General features: G+C 59.4%; 12 protein-coding genes and 3 pseudogenes. 9 read left to right on the top strand and 6 right to left on the bottom strand.

What is annotated here, in order from left to right; genetic code table 11:
* Nucleotides 1-170: 170 nt before the first annotated feature.
* The 4 genes and pseudogenes from NKI54_RS26480 to NKI54_RS26465 all read left to right on the top strand — a co-directional run bounded on the left by NKI54_RS26480 (nt 171) and on the right by NKI54_RS26465 (nt 2,189).
* A pseudogene (locus tag NKI54_RS26480) lies at nt 171-1,194 on the top strand (zinc-binding alcohol dehydrogenase family protein).
* A gap of 99 nt (nt 1,195-1,293) precedes the next feature.
* Nucleotides 1,294-1,394: pseudogene (locus NKI54_RS26475) on the top strand (EamA family transporter); the annotation flags it as partial.
* Between the two features lie 133 nt (nt 1,395-1,527).
* Complete coding sequence (locus tag NKI54_RS26470; protein ID WP_352458399.1) at nt 1,528-1,755, top strand: CopG family transcriptional regulator; 228 nt, start codon at nt 1,528-1,530, stop codon at nt 1,753-1,755.
* Nucleotides 1,752-2,189 carry a TA system VapC family ribonuclease toxin gene (locus tag NKI54_RS26465; RefSeq protein ID WP_352692704.1) on the top strand — a complete coding sequence of 146 codons (438 nt, stop codon included), beginning with the start codon at nt 1,752-1,754 and terminating at the stop codon, nt 2,187-2,189. Before NKI54_RS26470 ends, NKI54_RS26465 begins: the two co-directional genes overlap by 4 nt.
* Nucleotides 2,190-2,478: 289 nt before the next feature.
* Here NKI54_RS26465 and NKI54_RS26460 read toward each other — a convergent pair whose 3' ends face one another.
* Both NKI54_RS26460 and NKI54_RS26455 read right to left on the bottom strand, forming a co-directional pair.
* On the bottom strand, nt 2,479-3,606 hold the full coding sequence (locus NKI54_RS26460; protein ID WP_352692703.1) for an NAD(P)/FAD-dependent oxidoreductase: 1,128 nt from the start codon (nt 3,604-3,606) through the stop codon (nt 2,479-2,481).
* 64 nt (nt 3,607-3,670) lie between these two features.
* A complete protein-coding gene (locus NKI54_RS26455; protein ID WP_352692702.1) occupies nt 3,671-4,672 on the bottom strand; it encodes an SIS domain-containing protein in 1,002 nt (333 codons plus the stop codon).
* 101 nt (nt 4,673-4,773) lie between these two features.
* On the opposite strand from NKI54_RS26455, the gene NKI54_RS26450 reads away from it, so the two are divergent.
* The 4 genes from NKI54_RS26450 to NKI54_RS26435 all read left to right on the top strand — a co-directional run bounded on the left by NKI54_RS26450 (nt 4,774) and on the right by NKI54_RS26435 (nt 9,462).
* Nucleotides 4,774-5,640 carry a PfkB family carbohydrate kinase gene (locus NKI54_RS26450; RefSeq protein ID WP_352692701.1) on the top strand — a complete coding sequence of 289 codons (867 nt, stop codon included), beginning with the start codon at nt 4,774-4,776 and terminating at the stop codon, nt 5,638-5,640.
* A 163-nt stretch (nt 5,641-5,803) separates the two neighbouring features.
* Nucleotides 5,804-6,640, top strand: coding sequence for an ABC transporter substrate-binding protein (locus NKI54_RS26445; protein WP_352692700.1), 837 nt, complete (start codon nt 5,804-5,806; stop codon nt 6,638-6,640).
* A gap of 76 nt (nt 6,641-6,716) precedes the next feature.
* Nucleotides 6,717-8,246: an amino acid ABC transporter permease/ATP-binding protein gene (locus NKI54_RS26440; RefSeq protein WP_352692699.1), complete on the top strand. Its 1,530-nt coding sequence runs from the start codon at nt 6,717-6,719 to the stop codon at nt 8,244-8,246.
* Nucleotides 8,247-8,334: 88 nt separating this feature from the next.
* Complete coding sequence (locus NKI54_RS26435) at nt 8,335-9,462, top strand: LacI family DNA-binding transcriptional regulator (protein WP_352692698.1); 1,128 nt, start codon at nt 8,335-8,337, stop codon at nt 9,460-9,462.
* 717 nt (nt 9,463-10,179) lie between these two features.
* On the opposite strand, the pseudogene NKI54_RS26430 reads toward NKI54_RS26435, so the two are convergent.
* The 3 genes and pseudogenes from NKI54_RS26430 to NKI54_RS26420 all read right to left on the bottom strand — a co-directional run.
* Nucleotides 10,180-11,058, bottom strand: a pseudogene (locus NKI54_RS26430) (metallophosphoesterase); the annotation flags it as partial.
* 246 nt (nt 11,059-11,304) lie between these two features.
* On the bottom strand, nt 11,305-11,700 hold the full coding sequence (locus NKI54_RS26425; protein WP_352692697.1) for an ISAzo13-like element transposase-related protein: 396 nt from the start codon (nt 11,698-11,700) through the stop codon (nt 11,305-11,307).
* Between the two features lie 345 nt (nt 11,701-12,045).
* Nucleotides 12,046-13,602: a family 16 glycosylhydrolase gene (locus tag NKI54_RS26420; protein WP_352454197.1), complete on the bottom strand. Its 1,557-nt coding sequence runs from the start codon at nt 13,600-13,602 to the stop codon at nt 12,046-12,048.
* A 1,608-nt stretch (nt 13,603-15,210) separates the two neighbouring features.
* Between NKI54_RS26420 and NKI54_RS26415 the strand changes: the two genes are divergently transcribed.
* The gene (locus NKI54_RS26415) at nt 15,211-15,939 is read left to right on the top strand and encodes a class I SAM-dependent methyltransferase (RefSeq protein WP_352692696.1); all 729 of its coding nucleotides are present in this window, start codon (nt 15,211-15,213) and stop codon (nt 15,937-15,939) included.
* Nucleotides 15,940-16,067: 128 nt separating this feature from the next.
* Here the strand turns inward: NKI54_RS26415 and NKI54_RS26410 are convergent, their stop codons facing one another.
* Nucleotides 16,068-16,949, bottom strand: a complete 882-nt coding sequence (locus NKI54_RS26410; RefSeq protein WP_352569949.1) for an NAD-dependent epimerase/dehydratase family protein — start codon at nt 16,947-16,949, stop codon at nt 16,068-16,070.
* Between the last annotated feature and the right edge of the window lie 2 nt (nt 16,950-16,951).

The following is a 16,951-nucleotide window of genomic DNA, read 5'->3' as shown; positions in this document are numbered from 1 at the left end:
CCACCACCTATATAAACACCTTCTTGTTCGGCGGCCGCGTATTTTGTTTAAAACACACCGACTTCACGCACTGCGAGTCACCCACCCGCGGCCGGGCGTTTCCCCCCGCCGCACCACTTCCTGCCGGACTCCAGCTTAGCAAGGGGTGAATTGCAGTCATGGACCCCACTATCAAAGTCGTGCGATGCGCCGAGCCCGGCAGACTGGTGTTTGAGGAGCAGCAGGCACCAGGCGCTCCGTCCGAAGGCTGGGCACTGGTCAATGTCGCCTTTATCGGGATATGCGGAACCGACTATCACATCTTCGAGGGCAGGCATCCTTACCTCGCCTATCCACGCGTCATGGGCCATGAGGTTTCGGGAACGATCGCGGCAATCAACGCGCCCGTGCATATGGCGGTTGGAGAGCAAATCCTCGTCAATCCCTATCTTTCCTGCGGACATTGTGGCGCCTGCCGCCAGGGCAAGCCGAACTGCTGCATCGCGATTGAGGTGCTTGGCGTGCACCGTGACGGTGCCATGAGTGAGCAGATTCTCGTGCCGGCGCAGAACTTGATTCCAGCGGCCGGTCTGTCACCGGTCGAGGCGGCCACGGTCGAGTTTCTGGCCATTGGTGCTCACGCGGCGCAGGTCCATGGCGGGGCCGGGCATTCGCACCTTGGTTATCGGAGCCGGGCCGATCGGCCTCGGCACCGCGCTTTTTGCGCGCATAGCGCAACAGAACGTGACCGTCATGGACGTCGATGCCGAGCGGCTGGCCTTTGCCGCAAGGCAATTGGGCTTCCTGGTGATCGACGGGTCGAAGGGATCGATCATCGAAACGATAGCGGAGCGCACTGCGGGAACAGGTTTCGACGTCGTCTTCGACGCAACGGGAAACAGCCGTTCGATCCAGTCCGCCTTTGCCTATGTTGCCCATGGCGGCGTCATGGTGATGGTCAGCGTCGTGCCGGACGACATAACCTTCTCCGATCCAGAGTTCCACAAACGGGAAATGATGCTGATCGGCAGTCGCAACGCGACGCGTAGCGATTTCCAGCACGTCATTGCCTCGATCTGCGCTGGAAAAATACCAATCGACCAGCTCGTCACCCACCGCACCACCCTGCGCGACAGCCCACGCGATATTGCGATCTGGGCGCAGCAGAAGTCTGGTCTGATCAAGGCCATTATCGACGTAGGGGGATCTGGCTGACGTCGGCAACACAATCAAGATATGTCATCGCAGCCCTGGTGCTGCATCAGGAAGGGGGGAGTGGCTCGGTGACGCCAGGCTAAGCGTCGCGCTTGACACGTATTCGGCGTGGTTTTCCTCAGTGACAATTGTCCCTGCCGAACTGGTTTGGCGTTTCACTGATTGCAGCGGGCGCAGTTCTCGTCGCATACAAAGGTTGAAGCCGCGGAGCGACGATCCTTCCGGCACAAAACGTGTTCCATGCAAAGTCCACCGGCTATTCGCACCGCTTGAGTATTCGACGTCGCTATTCTATATGATGCGTGATGTTTGATGCGCGCCAAGGAGGGCGATATGAGAACCACACTGGCGATCGATGACGATGTCCTGGTCGCGGCCAAGGCCATGGCCCGGCAGCAGGATCGCAGCCTCGGCGAGGTCATCACCGATCTCGCACGGCGCTCGCTGCGCCGGCCTCAAGCCGGCGGCGAGCGTAACGGGATTCCTCTTCTGTCGCCTCGGCCGGACGCACCTCCTGTCACGCTTGAGACGGTCAATGCCTTGCGAGACGAACTGCTTTGACGTTCCTGCTCGATGTCAATGTGCTGGTCGCGCTGATCGATCCTGGCCACGTCGCCCATGACGACGCGCATGGCTGGTTCGAAGTGACCGGTAACGCCGCATGGGCTACGTGTCCCATCACCGAAAACAGCGTCCTGCGCATCGTCGGCAACCAAAGATATCCTAATTCTCCCGGTTCGCCCGCCATCGTTGCGCAAATCGTTACCAAGTTGCGGGCTCTGCACGGGCACAGCTTCTGGCCCGACGATGTGAGCCTGGTTGGCTCCGGCGACATCGATGCAGCGAAAATCCTGACCTCGGCACAGGTCACGGATACGTACCTTCTCGCGCTCGCCAAGGCGCGTGGCGGCCAACTTGCCAGCTTTGACCGCAAGCTGTCAGCGGCGGCCGTGAAGGGCGGGAAGTCTGCACTGCACCTGATTCCCACAAGGTAGACCGCCGGGCTCTTCGGTGCAGTCTGCCTTTCGATCTTCTTGGCTTTGAATTGAGGATTCCGCAACTTGTCGCGCTCAGCGCACTCCAGTGGATCGCGAGCGGCTATCTGACCATAGTTTGCGGGGCATTCATCTCTCCCCTGCGCGTTCGCGCTTGGACGCGCGGCGCTGACACTCGTCGCCGTCTCTGTCGCCGTAAGACGACAACCCGATCACACGATCATGTCACCCATCTCTTCCCCAGGCCCGCTGCCCATCTGGACAGTTCGGCCTTGCCCCAATTGCCCTTTCAGCTGAAACGATTAGGGCGGAAGGTCGCAAGCATGGGATGCGGATTGCCTGAGGCGATTTCTTTGGCAAGCAATTCGCCGACGATCAATCCAAGCGTGGCGCCGCTGTGGCTAAAGGCGACGTGAAGCCCGGCGACGGTCTCGACGGAGCCAAGCACCGGCTCGCCGTCGCCGGGGATAGGCTTCGGGCCGACAGCATAGGTAGCGAGTTGGAGCCGCGGATTGCCGTCGAGCACGGCACTGGCCTCGTCGAGCAGTCCTTTGATGGTCTTGTCGTGCACGGTGTAGGTGCCGTCCGGGTTGACCACGACTTCTTCCTCCGACCATGCCGAATCCAAAACAAATGCGCCATCCGGCGTCGGGCGCACCGCCACGCGCGGCGTATTCAGCACGGCACGGAGCTCGGTCTTGGTCGGCTTGGTCTTCAAAAGAAGTGAAATCGGCGTGGCGTCGGGGACATGGGCGCCGATCTCCGCAAGCATGACAGGCGTCGCTGGCCCAACGGCAAGGACCATTGCATCCGCCTTTATCGGCGCACCATCGGCAGTGACGACGCCACGCGCGCGACCACCTGTGGCATCTATCCGCACGCGTCCAGCGTCCTGGATAAGCTTGCCGCCGCGGGAGCGGAATTCATTGAGCAGCAGATCGATCAGGCAGGGCAGGTCGACCCATCCTTCGCCAGGATTGAAGATTGCGCCCTGCGGGGTGATTGCATTGGCATTGACGCCGGGCGTCATTGCACCAACTTCGGCAGGGCCGAGCAGAAGCGCGTCATAACCAATTTCCTGCTCCAGCTGGCAGATGGACGCGATCTGGTTCGCCTCATCATCCGCATCCCAGGTGAGGCCGCCGTCAAAGCGAAGCCACGACGCGGTTTCCGGCCTTGTGGCCGCCAGGGTCCGATAACGGTCGATGCCTGCAAGCCTCAAGCGGTGATAGGCAGTGTCGGCACGTCGCGCTGAGTTCAGCCAGGAAAGTGAACGGCCGGATGCACCGTTGGCCGGCGCGCCGTCATTGACAATGGTTACATCAAAGCCAAGACGAGCGAGGTGCAGCGCGGAAGAGGTGCCGAAGATGCCTGCGCCGACAACGACGACTTGGCGCGGTTTTGCAGATGCAGTCATAGGGAAATCCTTTTACGCAGAAGCCGGGCTGGGAGTTGTTGGATCGCTGCAGAGCGCGGCGGAACTAGTAGTCCGTTAGCTTCTTCATGTAGCGCCGGCCATCGAGCATCGGCCGGCCACGCAGGCCGGCCAGCTCATAGGCAAAACGCCATAGAGTGTCGAAAAAGACCAAGGGCACGAGATAGGGTTTGATGTCATCGGACATACCGCTGAGGTCGAGTTCCGCTCCATCTAGCACCAGGATGTTTTCCCGGCTTCCATGTTTGAAAAGGAAGTCGCGGGCGCGTTCGGATAGGCTCCGCGTTTCGTCCAAACCCAGCAAGACCACGAAGCAAGCATCCCGGTCCACCACCTCAAATGGGCCGTGAAAGAACTCGTTGGCGTGTATGGCCTGCGAGTCGTACCACTGCATCTCCATCAACACGCAGATGGCGTACGAATAGGCCGCACCATAGCTGGCACCGCTGGCCAGTGTGTAGATCGCATTGCGCGGCGCGAAACGGGGGGCGAAGGCCTGAAACCGGTCGGCATAGGTCCGGTGCGCACGCTCTATCGCCGGCTGAAGATGGCTCAGGCTCATCAGCACATCGGCAGTTAGCCCGGCATCCTCCCGAGCATCGATCAGGCCGGCGAGCAACATATAGAGCACGCCGTAGTTGCTGCAGGCTGAATCGATTACTTTGCCTGTCGTGTAGGAGGCCTGGTAGGCGACGGCGTGGTCAACCGCCCGCGCGAGGGGCGATATCTGGTCGAGCGTCATGCCGATTGTCGTTGCGCCTCGATCCTTTGCATGATTGGCCGCTCGCACAGTTTCGTGGGTGGTGCCGGTCTGCGAGCAAAGGACAACGAGCGCGTCGGGTCCCAGCCGTCGCGGGTCTCGGCAGACGAACTCATCCGCGTTGTAGATGTCGCAGGCGAATGTGCCGCTGTGACGGTCGACGAAGTATTTGCCTGCCATCATGATCGAGAGCGAGCCGCCGCACGCCACGAGGAATAGGTGCGAAAACTGCCTGCCCGCCGTAGCGGTCAGGGCGCGTTCAACGTCGGCGGGGAGGGCGAAAATCATGAGGTTCCTCTTCTCGTTGACAGAGCTTGGGCCGGCGCACAATTGACAATGGCGGGCCATTGTGCGAACGTTATCACACCCTTTAAACTGAAAGTCCTGCGATGGTCAAGATTGCCGCGATGGGCGACAACGTGGTCGATTGTTATCTCGCTCGCGGCGAGATGTATCCTGGCGGAAATTGCCTCAATGTCTCGGTCTATGTCAGCCGCTTCGGCGGGCAGTCGGCCTATGTTGGGGCGATCGGCAAAGGCCGGGCAGGGGACTTGATTCACGCCGCACTCAAGTCCGAGCGCGTGGACGTCACCCGATTGCGGCGCCTTGAAGGGCCGACCGCCTACTGCCTCATAGGTCACCGCAACGCCGATCGGATTTTCCTGGACTTCGATCTCGGCGTTTCGGTGTTTACGCCGACGCAAGAAGATCTGGATTTTCTCTCGGGCTTTCAGGCCGTCCACATCGGCCAGTCCAGCGGGTTAGACCCGTGGGTTGCCGCTGTATCGAGTAAGTCCCTGCTGTCTTACGACTTTTCTACGCGGCGGGCACCGGGACATCGACGCGAGATTGGGCCCTATTGCTATCTGGCTTCCGTCTCGGGTGACGGTCTCGACGACAACGAATTGGCCGCAATCGCAGCCGAACTCCTTGGATATGGTTCAAAGTGGGTCCTTGTGACTCGTGGCCGAGCCGGCGCGGTGCTTCACAGCGACACCGCCTCTTACCGCACCCAGGCGCGGCTGGTCGAACCAGTCGACACCCTGGGCGCGGGCGACACCTTCATCGCCAGAACGCTATTCGGCCTGCTTAAGGAAGAGGCGCCTCAAGACATTCTCGGCCAAGCCGCGGAGGCGGCGGCCGCTACCTGCCAGTACTACGGGGCGATCGGCCATGCGACAGCAATCGAGTTAGGAAAGATGACGCCGGAGATCCTTCGCGGAGCTCGGCACGCTCAAGACTGGAAAACCGTCTAGCAGCGAAATTCTCCGAAACAATTGACGCGAGAAATGGACAATGCTAGAGGAAATGATAACGTTCTCACCTATCTGACCAAAACGCCACCTAAAGAGCGTTTTGATGGATGAGTCGTCGAGTGGGACCGCAGGCCGACTTCGGCCAATCGTAAGAGGAGAAGACATGCAAACGAATTCGAGCAGGCGCCAATTTGTGAAATCCGGTCTGGCGCTGACGATCGCGCTGGTGACAGGACTTGGCACGTTGGCCGCATCAACGCAGGCAAAAGCGGCCGACAACCCCTACAACCTCATTGACCCGACGATGATCAGCGTCGGAACCATGGGCGATGCGAAACCCTATGTCTTCACCGACGCCAACGGCAACTTCACCGGCTTCGACGCTGAACTCTTCCGCGATGTGGCGCGCCGGCTCGGGTTCAAGGAGGAGCAGGTCGTTTTCACCGGCCAGGAATTCTCGGCGCTGCTGCCGTCGGTTGCCAACGGCCGCTTCGACGTCGCTGTCGCCGCCATCGGCACGACCGCGGAGCGCAAGAAGACCGTGGATTTTGGCGACGGCTATCTCGCCGGCTACCTGTCGATCATTTCGGCTGATCCGGCTCTGACGAGCAATGAGAGTACCGCCGGAAAGCGCATCGGCGTGATCCAGGGAACGCTGCAGGAAATCTATGCCGAGAAGAATCTGAAGGGCGACATCGTCAAATTCCCCGACAACAACACTGCGGTGGCGGCGCTGAATAACGGGACGATCGATGGCCATTTCACTGACTATGAGTCGGCCAAGCAGTATGTGGAGCGCTATAAGAACCTGAAGATAACAATGAATGTGCCGTCCTTCGATGCGCCGGCCGGGTTCGTGGTCAAGAAGGGCAACGATGCCTTCCGCGAGGCGCTCAACAAGGCGCTGCGCGAGGCCATGGACGATGGCACCTGGAAACGGCTGCATGAGAAGTGGTTCCCGGGCACTCCGATGCCGGATCAATATCTGCCCAAGAAGTAAATTCGCGCGTATTCATTTTCGTTTCCGGCCGGGCCCGTGAGCAACGGTGCCCGGCCGAGTTATAGATGGACTTGATATGAGCTGGTTCGATACCTTCGCCCGCAGCTTCCTTGATTTCCAGGCGATGGCAGAAGTTCTGCCAAATATGGTGATGGTCGGCCTCAAGAACACTTTGATCCTGGCCCTTGCCTCGACGTTTTTCGGGACGCTGATCGGTATCGTCCTCGCAGTCATGGGGATTTCAGAGAACCGGCCGCTGAAACTCCTTGCGCGGGTCTACACCGATATCTTCCGCGGGCTTCCTGCTATTGTCACGATCCTGATCATTGGCCAAGGCTTCGCGCGGTTGGGCCGAGATCTGTTCGGTCCATCGCCTTATCCGCTGGGCATTCTGGCGCTCAGCCTGATCGCCGGCGCCTATATCGGAGAGATTTTCCGCGCCGGCATTCAGAGCGTCGAGCGGGGCCAGATCGACGCCACCCGCACTCTCGGTATGACGTATGGCCAAGGCATGCGCCTGGTGGTGATCCCGCAAGGCATCCGCCGCGTCCTGCCTGCACTGGTCAACCAGTTCATTGGCAACGTCAAAGACTCCAGCCTGGTCTATTTCCTTGGTCTGCTCGCCTCCGAACGCGAACTGTTCCGCGTTGGCCAGGACCAGGCCGTGCTGACCGGCAACCTGTCGCCGCTGTTGCTGGCCGGCGTGTTCTATCTCGTGATCACGGTGCCGCTGACCCACCTCGTCAATTATATCGACGCGCGCATGCGCGTCGGCAAACGTATCACCGCTGTGCAGAGCGGCCTCAAGGAAGTCGCCGAGCTTGCCGAGGCGGTCGTGCCGGGCGCTGCGAAATTGCCCGCAGCGGCGCCCGCGCGCTTCAAGGGCGGTGGCATCGAGGTCAAGAACATCGACATGGCCTACGGCGCCGTCCAGGTGCTTCATGACGTCAGTCTGAAGGTCGAGCCCGGGACCGTCACCTGCCTCGTCGGTCCGTCCGGCTCGGGCAAGTCGACCTTGCTGCGTTGCCTCAACCGCCTCGTAGAGTGTCGAGCCGGTGACATTCTGCTCGATGGCGAAAGCATCTACAAACAGACCCCTGACCAACTCCGGCGGCGCGTCGGCATGGTTTTCCAGCAGTTCAATCTGTTTCCCGACCGCAGCGCCCTCGCCAACATCACCCTGGCGCTGCGCAAAGTTAAACGCATGTCGCGCGAGGAGGCTGAGAGCGCGGCCTTGGCGAGGCTGCATGAAGTCGGACTGCTGGAGCGCAAAGACCATCGGCCGGCCAATCTCTCGGGCGGGCAACAGCAGCGGGTGGCCATCGCGCGCGCCCTGGCTCTCGAACCCGAAATTATGCTGTTCGACGAAGTCACCAGCGCCCTCGATCCAGAATTGGTCAAAGGTGTCCTGAACTTGATGGCCGACCTCGGGCGGGGCGGGATGACGATGGTGGTCGTTACACACGAGATGAATTTCGCTCGCAAGGTCGCGAACCAGGTCGTGTTCATGGACGAGGGCCGGATCGTCGAGGCAGGCCGACCAGAAGACCTATTCGACAATCCGCAGAGCCCTCGTCTTCGACGCTTTCTGTCGGAGGTGCTGTGATTCAAATGGTGTGCGCAGCGGCGGGTTCTACGGTGTTCGGCCTTGCGGGGCGTGCCTAACTGCCGCTAGTTCGTCGCCACGACGTTGCATGGTCGGCGGGACTTGCTGGGTGACTCAAAGATCCAAAAACGCAACTATCATCGAAGTCGCTCGCCGGGCTGGAGTGAGCTCTGCCACGGCTGGGCGCGTGCTTGGTGACTACGGCTACAGCAGCCCCGAGGTTCAGGAGAAGGTGCGCGCCGCAGCAGTTGAGCTGGGCTACCGCCCCAATCGCCTTGCCAAAGGTCTGATCACCGGTAAAACGCAGACTATCGGCGTAGTGGTTGGCGACATCGAAAGCCCATTCTACGCCAGCGTGCTGCGCGGAATAGGGGATGTCGCGCGCCGCGGCGGCTTCGGGGTTATCGTTACGAACAGTGATGAAAATGCCGAACTCGAGCAAGAGGCGGTGCAACTGCTGCTGGAAAAGCAGGTCGACGGTTTAATTGTCTCATCGACCTTCGTGGACGAGCCGGATCACCTTCGTGAAGCAGTCGCGGCTCGCTGTCCCGTCGTGCAGTTCGACCGCATGATGGCGGGCCTGGAAACTGATTCAGTCGTGGTCGACAACGTTTCTGTAACGCATAGCAGCATCGCGGCGATGATAGCGGCCGGACACAGCCGCATCGGAATATTGGCGGAACTCGGGCCGGGCCAACGCGACGATGTTGGCTCGTTTGTGGCAAACGTTGATCTCTCCAGCGCTGATCTTCGCTACCATCATCCAAGCTGGCAGAGGCTATTGGGTTATCTCGAAGCCCATCGCGCCGCGGGCATTACGCCGGATCCGCAATTGATCCGTCGCGTGGCGCTCTATTCTAGCGAGGCAGCCCGCAAGGAGGCGCTCGATCTGCTGACAATGCGCAATGCACCGTCCGCTCTGTTTACGGCCGATGGTGTGATGTCGACAGGGGTTCTGGAGGCCATTTCCGCATTGAAGCTTGCGATTCCAGGAGACGTTTCGCTGCTCTGCTTCGACGATCTCGACTGGATGCAGTTCGTGGCCCAGGGTATCACAGCCATCGCGCAGCCGGCACATTTGATTGGAGCGGCGGCAGCGGAGCTTCTCTTGAAGAGGCTGGCGGAGGCCACGTTACCTTTCGAGCACCGTGTCCTTGCGGCCCGCTTGGTGGAGCGCAATTCAATTGCGGTTTATCTCACCCGCGAGCCCGTCTGATCCGGCCGCAACGGTCTATAGCTGGGGCTGAATTGCAACCCCTCTCTATATCGAGGTCGATGCCATACAGGGATATTGACCTGCCGTATGTTTCTTCGCTTGCCTACACGCCATCGGCCATCTGCGGCTCGGCTCGGCTGAATGACAGCCCACCGCGGAACGCTGGATTTCAAAGAGGAATGTGTTCGGCGTGGTTCGGCCGACTATGTCCAGGATCACGGTTTTGATCCGCTATTGCGTGCAACAGTCCTAGCATGCTGCCGGGCGCAGGCCCCTTCAGGAATTTGAGTAGTCCTGAAACGCTGGTTCGCGCCGCCTCATCCAATAGGAGTATGCTCGCCGATGGCCCAAAGGAGATCTCGTGCAACCAGGGCCATTTGCATGCTCCAAGATGCGTTCTGCTCGGGCGCCAACGACAAGCAGGGGGCTACAAGATGCCGTACCCATTCAGGTTTTCCCTTCCCCGAGAATGTGTCGAAGAAAGGTGTTTCGGAACGCCTGGCTCAGCTTCTTAAAGGCATTCTAGTGGATCGAGAGCTATCCGCCGACTCCGCCCGTCGGAGAAAGGGATGATAGACTGTGCCGCGTTCGTCTTGGATGCGATTGGAATACGGCATGTACACAACCATCAATACCCTCGTGCGAACGATCAACGGCGGACGGCAGGTCTCGTGATACAGCGGATGGTTCGTCTACAGGACGAGAGGACGTTTTCGGGCCGATATCGACGACCATGATCTCCGGCGACACGCCGAAGCGCACCGGCAGCCATGATACGCCCAAACCCCCGGATACGATCATGTGCCTCCCACCCTCGACGACATGCCCATAAGCGAAGCGCTGTCCGTAGGCTGAATTGATGATGGGGGGGCCAACGAATGGCAAGCGCACCTGTCCGCCATGTGTATGGCCGCATAACGTCAGGCTGACACGGTCAGGGACAGTAATGAAGATGTCCGGTTCATGCGCAAGGAGCAATATCGGATTGCCGTGGTTGGGTATTCCGGCCATTGTTCCAGGCAGATCGTCGACGCCCTTGTACACGCCGCGAGAAAACTGCATGGCCCACTGGTCGCCAAGACCCGCGAGCCAGAATGCTGGGCCATCCTGCTGACGGATAAGCGTGGCGGTGTTCTCGAGGACCGGAATGCCATTGTCGACGAGGGCTCTGCGGACACTATCGACACCGTGCCACCAGTCGTGGTTGCCGAGAATGGCGTGGCAGCCGAGTGGCGCCGAAAGTTTCGAAAGAGAATTCCCCCAAACAGTGTCGGGCACGATCCCGGTGGCATAGCGTGGCAGCACGCCCATCACGTAGTCGCCAAGGAGAAGGATGATGTCGGGCTGCAGGCTATTCGAAACACCAACGATCTCGTCGATCCTGGAAACCGGCATCCAAGGCTCGCAGGCATGGATGTCAGCGACCACGACGATGCGCAGGGGCTTGGCAGTGGTCGGCCAGCGCGGCGGAAGGAGCTTGTAGTGCGTGACACTCAGTCGAAACCGAGGCTCAATCGCGATGGCATAACTCGCCAGACCGAATGCCGCGAGCGACACGGCGCCAAAGAGCTTCAGGAATGAGCGCCGCGACGTCAGCACTTGTATTTCCCAGCACAACGAGGTCGGTTTTAGAGATCGCCACGAATTCAGTTGCGGCAGCCTGGACCAAATCAACCGCGTGAGAGGCCTCGCGGGCTCAATAGTTTCCCAAATTGGCGTCACCTGCAAGCATTGGTCTTTATTGCGCAGGGAAGGGAGCTCGGGCTAGGACCCGTCAACTGCTCCGAATTGCCACTGATCTCGGGCGGATGGTGCAGTTCCATTCCGGATGAATGCGTCGCCTTAGATGGCGAGCGCCTCCATCTCGACATCGTTCATTTGATACCTTTCGTCGGTCGCGGAATCGACCGCGCGCCCGCTTCGGGTCCGCTTGGTTGTCGTGACTGCGATCAGCTCGACCAGGGCCACGCGATTGAGGAGGCGCCGTCCGCGCCAGCTTTGCGTGATGCGGCAGAACAGGGGTGTTCGATGTTGCGCCACGTCGATGTGCCCGTCGGATGGTGATGCAATGTGGAGCGCAAGGCCTGTCTCGCGAGTGAGTTGTTGCAGTTCGACCTTCCACAACCGGCTATGGTCATCCAGCTTCGAGCCGACCGCTTCCCGCCTTTGACCTATCGCCTCGACAAGATTGCGGCGCTCTCGAGTTGAAGCCGGAGGGCGAACTTTCGTCGGCTGCAAACCGGCTTCTTACCGCTCTCGCAGTGTTTCCTGCTTGTATCGCATCATTGGCGAGAGAAAGTAGCTGATGATGCTGCGCATGCCAGTCTGGGATGTTCATTCGGACCCGAAGCTTGGTAACTCCAGTCTCCTCGGTTCGGTCCGAATGGACAACCTGCGCAAAGCTCACAACTAGAGCGGTTCCATCCCGATGGCATCGGGATGGAACCGCATCTCTTTTGCTTGAGCAGATCATCGCCGAAAACCGGGCTCCCGCCTTTGGTACGCTGACTTCGGTTCGGCACCATGGCTTTGAGGTGCTGTTCATCCAGTCCTTATTTGGCCATGGCAGCCCCGCGTAGTCCTTCAGGTCACATAGAACGAGGCTGCGCTGAGCGACAGATGTGGGGAAAGGCTGGCGAACTGTATTTGAGATGCGCCGCCGGCCCCGTCACTGTCGAAAGAGAGCGCCCCGGTTGCACTGTCGTAGATGATGTGATCGGAGCTGTCATGCGCGGCTGCACCAATAAAGAAAGCTTTGGATGGAAGCCCTCCCGGCTGAAGCCCGGCAAAAACGGTATCGCTGAGATGGAACGTATCCTGGGAGCGCTTGAAGTCGGTGATCTTGTCGACATTACCGGCTCCAAGAGCAGTATTGAACGAGAAGGCATCGTGGCCTCCGTAGCCGGTCAAGACGTCGGCGCCGAGGCCGCCGTTAATGACATTGTTGCCGGCATTGCCCTGGATGGTCTGGGCGAACTCGTTGCCGGCGAGGGTCATTGCTTTCGTGCCTGACGCGTTATTGGTAGCGAGGAGCTCGATCTCCGAGCCGGCGGAAAGCGCATAGCTCACCGAGGCGAGCACACTGTCGTTGCCGCCGCCCACCGCCTCAACCACCTTCTCGTTGGCATTATCGACATAATAGGTGTCGTTGCCGCCATAGCCAATCATCGTGTGGCCGCTGGTTCCGTGTAATACATCGGCGTCGCTGGTGCCGTACAAGGTGCCATCGCTGGTGCTGCCGGAAGAAGGAACCGTCCCGGTGCCAGACACGGGCTCGGTCCCGGTCGAGCCAGTGATTGGGGGAGTGACGTTGGCACCCGTCACCGTGTCACCGCTGCCTGCCTTCTGGTAAAGCTGAATCTGATCGACTTGCATCTGCATCGACGAAGGAGTCGAACCATCCAGAGCCGTATGCCATCCGGTCACGTTCGAATTCGCGACCCCATTGTTCATGATCAATTCCATCGGTTCATCCGGGATCGGCGCCTGTGCGCTGGTCACTTGCGCCATCTGATGCCCGTCGAGATACCAGGTGATCGATTGACCGGGCACCCAGTTGATGCCGTACGTGTGGAAGCCGGCCGTGAGGTCGGTCCCCGTATCAATGCTGTTTCCTACCCACCCTGACGGCGAGTGGAGGTGCCAGGAGAACATCTGGTCCGCCGGCCCCGAACCGGTAAATCCGCCCTCCTGCATGTCGATCTCGAAATTGTCGCCGCTGCTGCCGGCGCCATGGCCGGGCAACAGCCAAAGGGCCGGCCATGCGCCATCGCCGCTTGGCGCCTTCATGCTGATCTGAAGGTAGCCGCCATTGAATTCGAAGTTGCCGTAGCTGCTGACCGCGCCGGACGTGACAGGGTATGTCTGTGTGGTCCCCTGATTTATGCCGCTGATGGGCTGCTTGATCGCCGTGAGATCCAAGGCCCCGTTGCTCACGGAGACTTGGCTCGGCACATCGTAGTCGGCATAATATTGCGAGCCTGCGTTGCTTCCTCCTGATCCATTGCTATTCCATGGCCAGCCATTGGCGGCATTGCTGGTGATGTAGGTATGCCAGTCGCTGTCGAGCGCCGTACCGGAGAAGTTTTCCTCGAAGACGAGATCGCTAGAGGCAAAGCCTGCGGGGGCGGAAAGAGTCATTCAGTGATCCTCTTTGGTGTTGAAAACAGGGAATTCCACTGCCGCGCATCGCCAAGGCGCGCGGCAGATCGCATGCTCGCAGTTGGGCACTGCGAACGGAGTTTCAAAGTAGCGGAGATTTGGAAGTCCTCGCCCGGACATTATTGTCGAGCAAGCTGAACGTTGAACTCGCCATCCGAAGACGAATTTTGTCGAGGGTGCTGCCGCGCACGCAAGCTGTTCGGCGGTTCCAGCCGCAGCCAAATTGAAGTCGAGCGCAGCTCTTCCGGCACCGCCGAGCTGTTTAGTAAAAACACGGTGTATCCTTGGTTAGTTGTGTTTTTTTGTTGTAATTACGCCTGCGCCCTAAGTAAAACGCAGGCATTTCCGCTCGTTGGACTTATCCCGCTTACCGTCTTATACTATCAGGAAGTGATTAATCCGAGGACGATGTATCGAGCTAACACGAGCTTACTGCCATTTGCGGCGAGAATGAGGCTCAGTGAGAACTTATTAACACATTCTAATGTAGGACGTGTGTCGAACGGCCGCACCGAAGCGCCCTTCCGGACGTCCTACCAAAACCGTGTCCGTCGGCTGAAATGTTGCGCCGGTTTGAGCGCATGTGTTCGCGGGGTCGTTCGCATGTGAGGTCGTCGACAAGGATGGCCGGGATGTCTTCCGAGTTGCGTGGCGGACGAGCCGTCGAACCTATGGCTGGCGCTGCCGGTCCGATGTTCGACCGTGCCGTTTGCGCGGCCGATGCAGTCTCTACACGTATTGCTGAGGGATCTCGCCAGCGCCACGGCGGCGATGTCCCACATGATCTGCCTTCAATGATCGAAGGTGAGAGCTGGCCCTGCTATCGAGTGCAGGCCCTACAGCGCCGACAGGCCGTTCAATCGAAACGCCAGCGTGCCTGCATGTAACGCGCCGAACCTGCAACCGCATCCAGGGGAAGTGCGATCGCTTAAGCGGCTTGTTGAAGTGGCTGATACTTGACCCCTATGGCGCGGCGCGTTCTCGCCGCGTGGCGCCTGCCACGAGTCTGAACCGCGCAGCCAGTGGCCAAAGCTCCACCTGGGGCACAGTCGATTAGCGTGCTCTTTTGCTGCATGGTCGTCTATGCAGGTTGACCGTCGTTCAGAACGCAAAGCCGACAATGCGGCATCGCTTGTCCCTGATCGGCGAAAATTTCTGCCAGTCAGCCTCGCTGTGGGCCGAGAGGAGTTGGATTCCCATGAGCTACCTCAGATGGGCCGCGTGCCTTACGGGACCTCCCCGGAAGCTTCGCCGCCGGCGGCTTGACGCCATCGAGAGTGTCGTTACATTTGTAATGGCTAGGTTTTGTTTTTATCCGGTTGCGCCCACTGAGATGCGCGGTTCGCATGTAGCGTGTAGCCCCGAGGCAACGGAGGAACCCTGAGCGACCTCAAGACCGGTGCGGCTCCCTAACATTCGTCCATTCCCGAAATGTGAAGTGCGATCGACAGGACGACTTAGGATCCCCTTCTGGACCTGGCCTTGTGGCCATGCAGCGACCTCGATCGCTGGTCGATTTCAAGCCAAAAGAAACTATTAGTAACACCGAAATATTTGAGGCAACTTAATCTGGCTCAACCACAAAAGATGGCAGAGATGATGTCAAGTAATGACCTCTATACCGGAATAGATTATGCCGCTGCTAATCCGACTTGGCATGACGAAGATGGCGGTGTTAAGGCCGAGAACATCGCCAAGATCGTGCGCGCCAACAACATCAGTTGCCAGAAAATCGTCGATACAGGTTGTGGGACGGGAGGCGTTCTGGATGCTCTTCTTCGGCATGATATCTTCCGTGATTCAACAGCCATCGGCTACGATATCGCTCCCTACGCTATAAATTTGGCCAAACACCGAGAAAAAAACAACCTCAAATTTCACTGCGGCGACTTCTTTCAGACCGGCGAGAATTGCGATCTTCTTTTGTGCATCGATGTTTTCGAGCACGTTGATGATTATATTGGCTTCCTTCGAAGACTAAGAGGACGATCAAGATACTATACTTTTCATATTCCACTTGACATGAATGTCGTAGGACTTCTACGTGGTCAGCATCTTAAGCAACGCAAGGAGGTTGGTCACCTGCATTACTTTGATCAGGCAACGGCGCTAGCGACTCTGCGCGACACAGATTTTAAAATTATTGACGCACAGTACACTAGGACCGCGGAAGATATTCTGCAGATCCATCCCGAATGGAGAACCACTACAGCCATCCTCGGTAATGCCGCCCGAGGCATTGTCCGGACTATGGCCGGAGAGGACCTGTCGGTGCGCTTACTCGGCGGCGCCTCGTTGATCGTCCTCACGAGCTGAGGTGGTGTTCGTGCGCGTCGAGCGCGAACCGACCTTTGTGTGCTGGAGGCTCACGAAGGTGAAAGTTGCAGTGCCCGGGAAGTGTCAAAATGCTGTCACCCGCAGGGCCGGGCAAATCTCCCATATTTTTAACGTCGATCTCCGTCCAGCGAGAAGCTTCGAAACCTGATTCCGAGCTGCTTGAGCTGCCCTACCCCGGGAACCTCTGCCGCCGGGTGCACGAGCCCCAGGATGGAGTCGGATCGGAAGGGTAGGGGGACGTGCAGGGCCTCTCCTGCCCGGAGCATGCAACTGACAAGCTGCGAGGGCACCGGGACGGCACGCAGTGTTCTGCCTTGTGACGCGGCGATCTCGTTCATGAGCCGTCGGAACGGCACCGGTTCGGGGTTGGCCAGCCCTACCGGTTCCGGCAGGGGCATGTCCGACTCGGCAATACGCACCATGGCGGCTGCCATGTCTGCCTCATGCACGGTGAACTGATGGGAGCGCGCCCCGATGAGAGGTGTAACCGGCAGTTTGGTGAGTTTGCGCAGCGCGCCGGCCATCCCGGCCCAACCGGGGCCGTAAACCAGTCCGAGGCGGGTGGAGACGCCTCCCAGACTGCTGGCTGTGCGCTCACACGCCAGCTTGGCCTGGCCGTACAACTGTCGGGTTCCCTTGTAAGCGGACATCGAGGAGATGAAAATGACCCGGCGAACCCCTGCGTCGGCGGCATTGCGGAGGAGGTGCTGCGAGCCGGACACATTGACACCCCATACATCGCCGGCACTGATGAGACTCAGGTCCCATGCACTATGTATGAGCACATCTAGGTCGCTGAATGCGGGCCCCGACGGCGGGCGCTTAATCTCATATGGGCGCCATTCGGCGACGCCGGCCATTGCGGCGGCAGATGCGGAGGTCGCCCGGTTCGGGCGGGCGAACGCGATGACCTCATGCCCTTGCTGGGCGAAGGTAGCACGCAGGATGGACCCGACATACCCAGTCGCTCCGGTGATGCCGACCCGCATTG

This window comes from Mesorhizobium sp. M0663 (genome assembly GCF_040320585.1).
Taxonomy (GTDB): Bacteria; Pseudomonadota; Alphaproteobacteria; order Rhizobiales; family Rhizobiaceae; genus Mesorhizobium.
The sequence above is the reverse complement of the archived record's forward strand: the minus strand, read 5'-3'. Positions and strand labels throughout refer to the sequence as shown.

Excerpts from the sequence above, each read along its gene's own strand:
- NKI54_RS26470 (WP_352458399.1), top strand. The coding sequence starts at position 1,528 with ATGAGAACCACACTGGCGATCGATGACGATGTCCTGGTCGCGGCCAAG.
- NKI54_RS26460 (WP_352692703.1), bottom strand. The coding sequence starts at position 3,606 with ATGACTGCATCTGCAAAACCGCGCCAAGTCGTCGTTGTCGGCGCAGGC.
- NKI54_RS26455 (WP_352692702.1), bottom strand. The coding sequence starts at position 4,672 with ATGATTTTCGCCCTCCCCGCCGACGTTGAACGCGCCCTGACCGCTACG.
- NKI54_RS26450 (WP_352692701.1), top strand. The coding sequence starts at position 4,774 with ATGGTCAAGATTGCCGCGATGGGCGACAACGTGGTCGATTGTTATCTC.
- NKI54_RS26445 (WP_352692700.1), top strand. The coding sequence starts at position 5,804 with ATGCAAACGAATTCGAGCAGGCGCCAATTTGTGAAATCCGGTCTGGCG.
- NKI54_RS26440 (WP_352692699.1), top strand. The coding sequence starts at position 6,717 with ATGAGCTGGTTCGATACCTTCGCCCGCAGCTTCCTTGATTTCCAGGCG.
- NKI54_RS26435 (WP_352692698.1), top strand. The coding sequence starts at position 8,335 with ATGGTCGGCGGGACTTGCTGGGTGACTCAAAGATCCAAAAACGCAACT.
- NKI54_RS26420 (WP_352454197.1), bottom strand. The coding sequence starts at position 13,602 with ATGACTCTTTCCGCCCCCGCAGGCTTTGCCTCTAGCGATCTCGTCTTC.
- NKI54_RS26415 (WP_352692696.1), top strand. The coding sequence starts at position 15,211 with ATGGCAGAGATGATGTCAAGTAATGACCTCTATACCGGAATAGATTAT.
- NKI54_RS26410 (WP_352569949.1), bottom strand. The coding sequence starts at position 16,949 with ATGCGGGTCGGCATCACCGGAGCGACTGGGTATGTCGGGTCCATCCTG.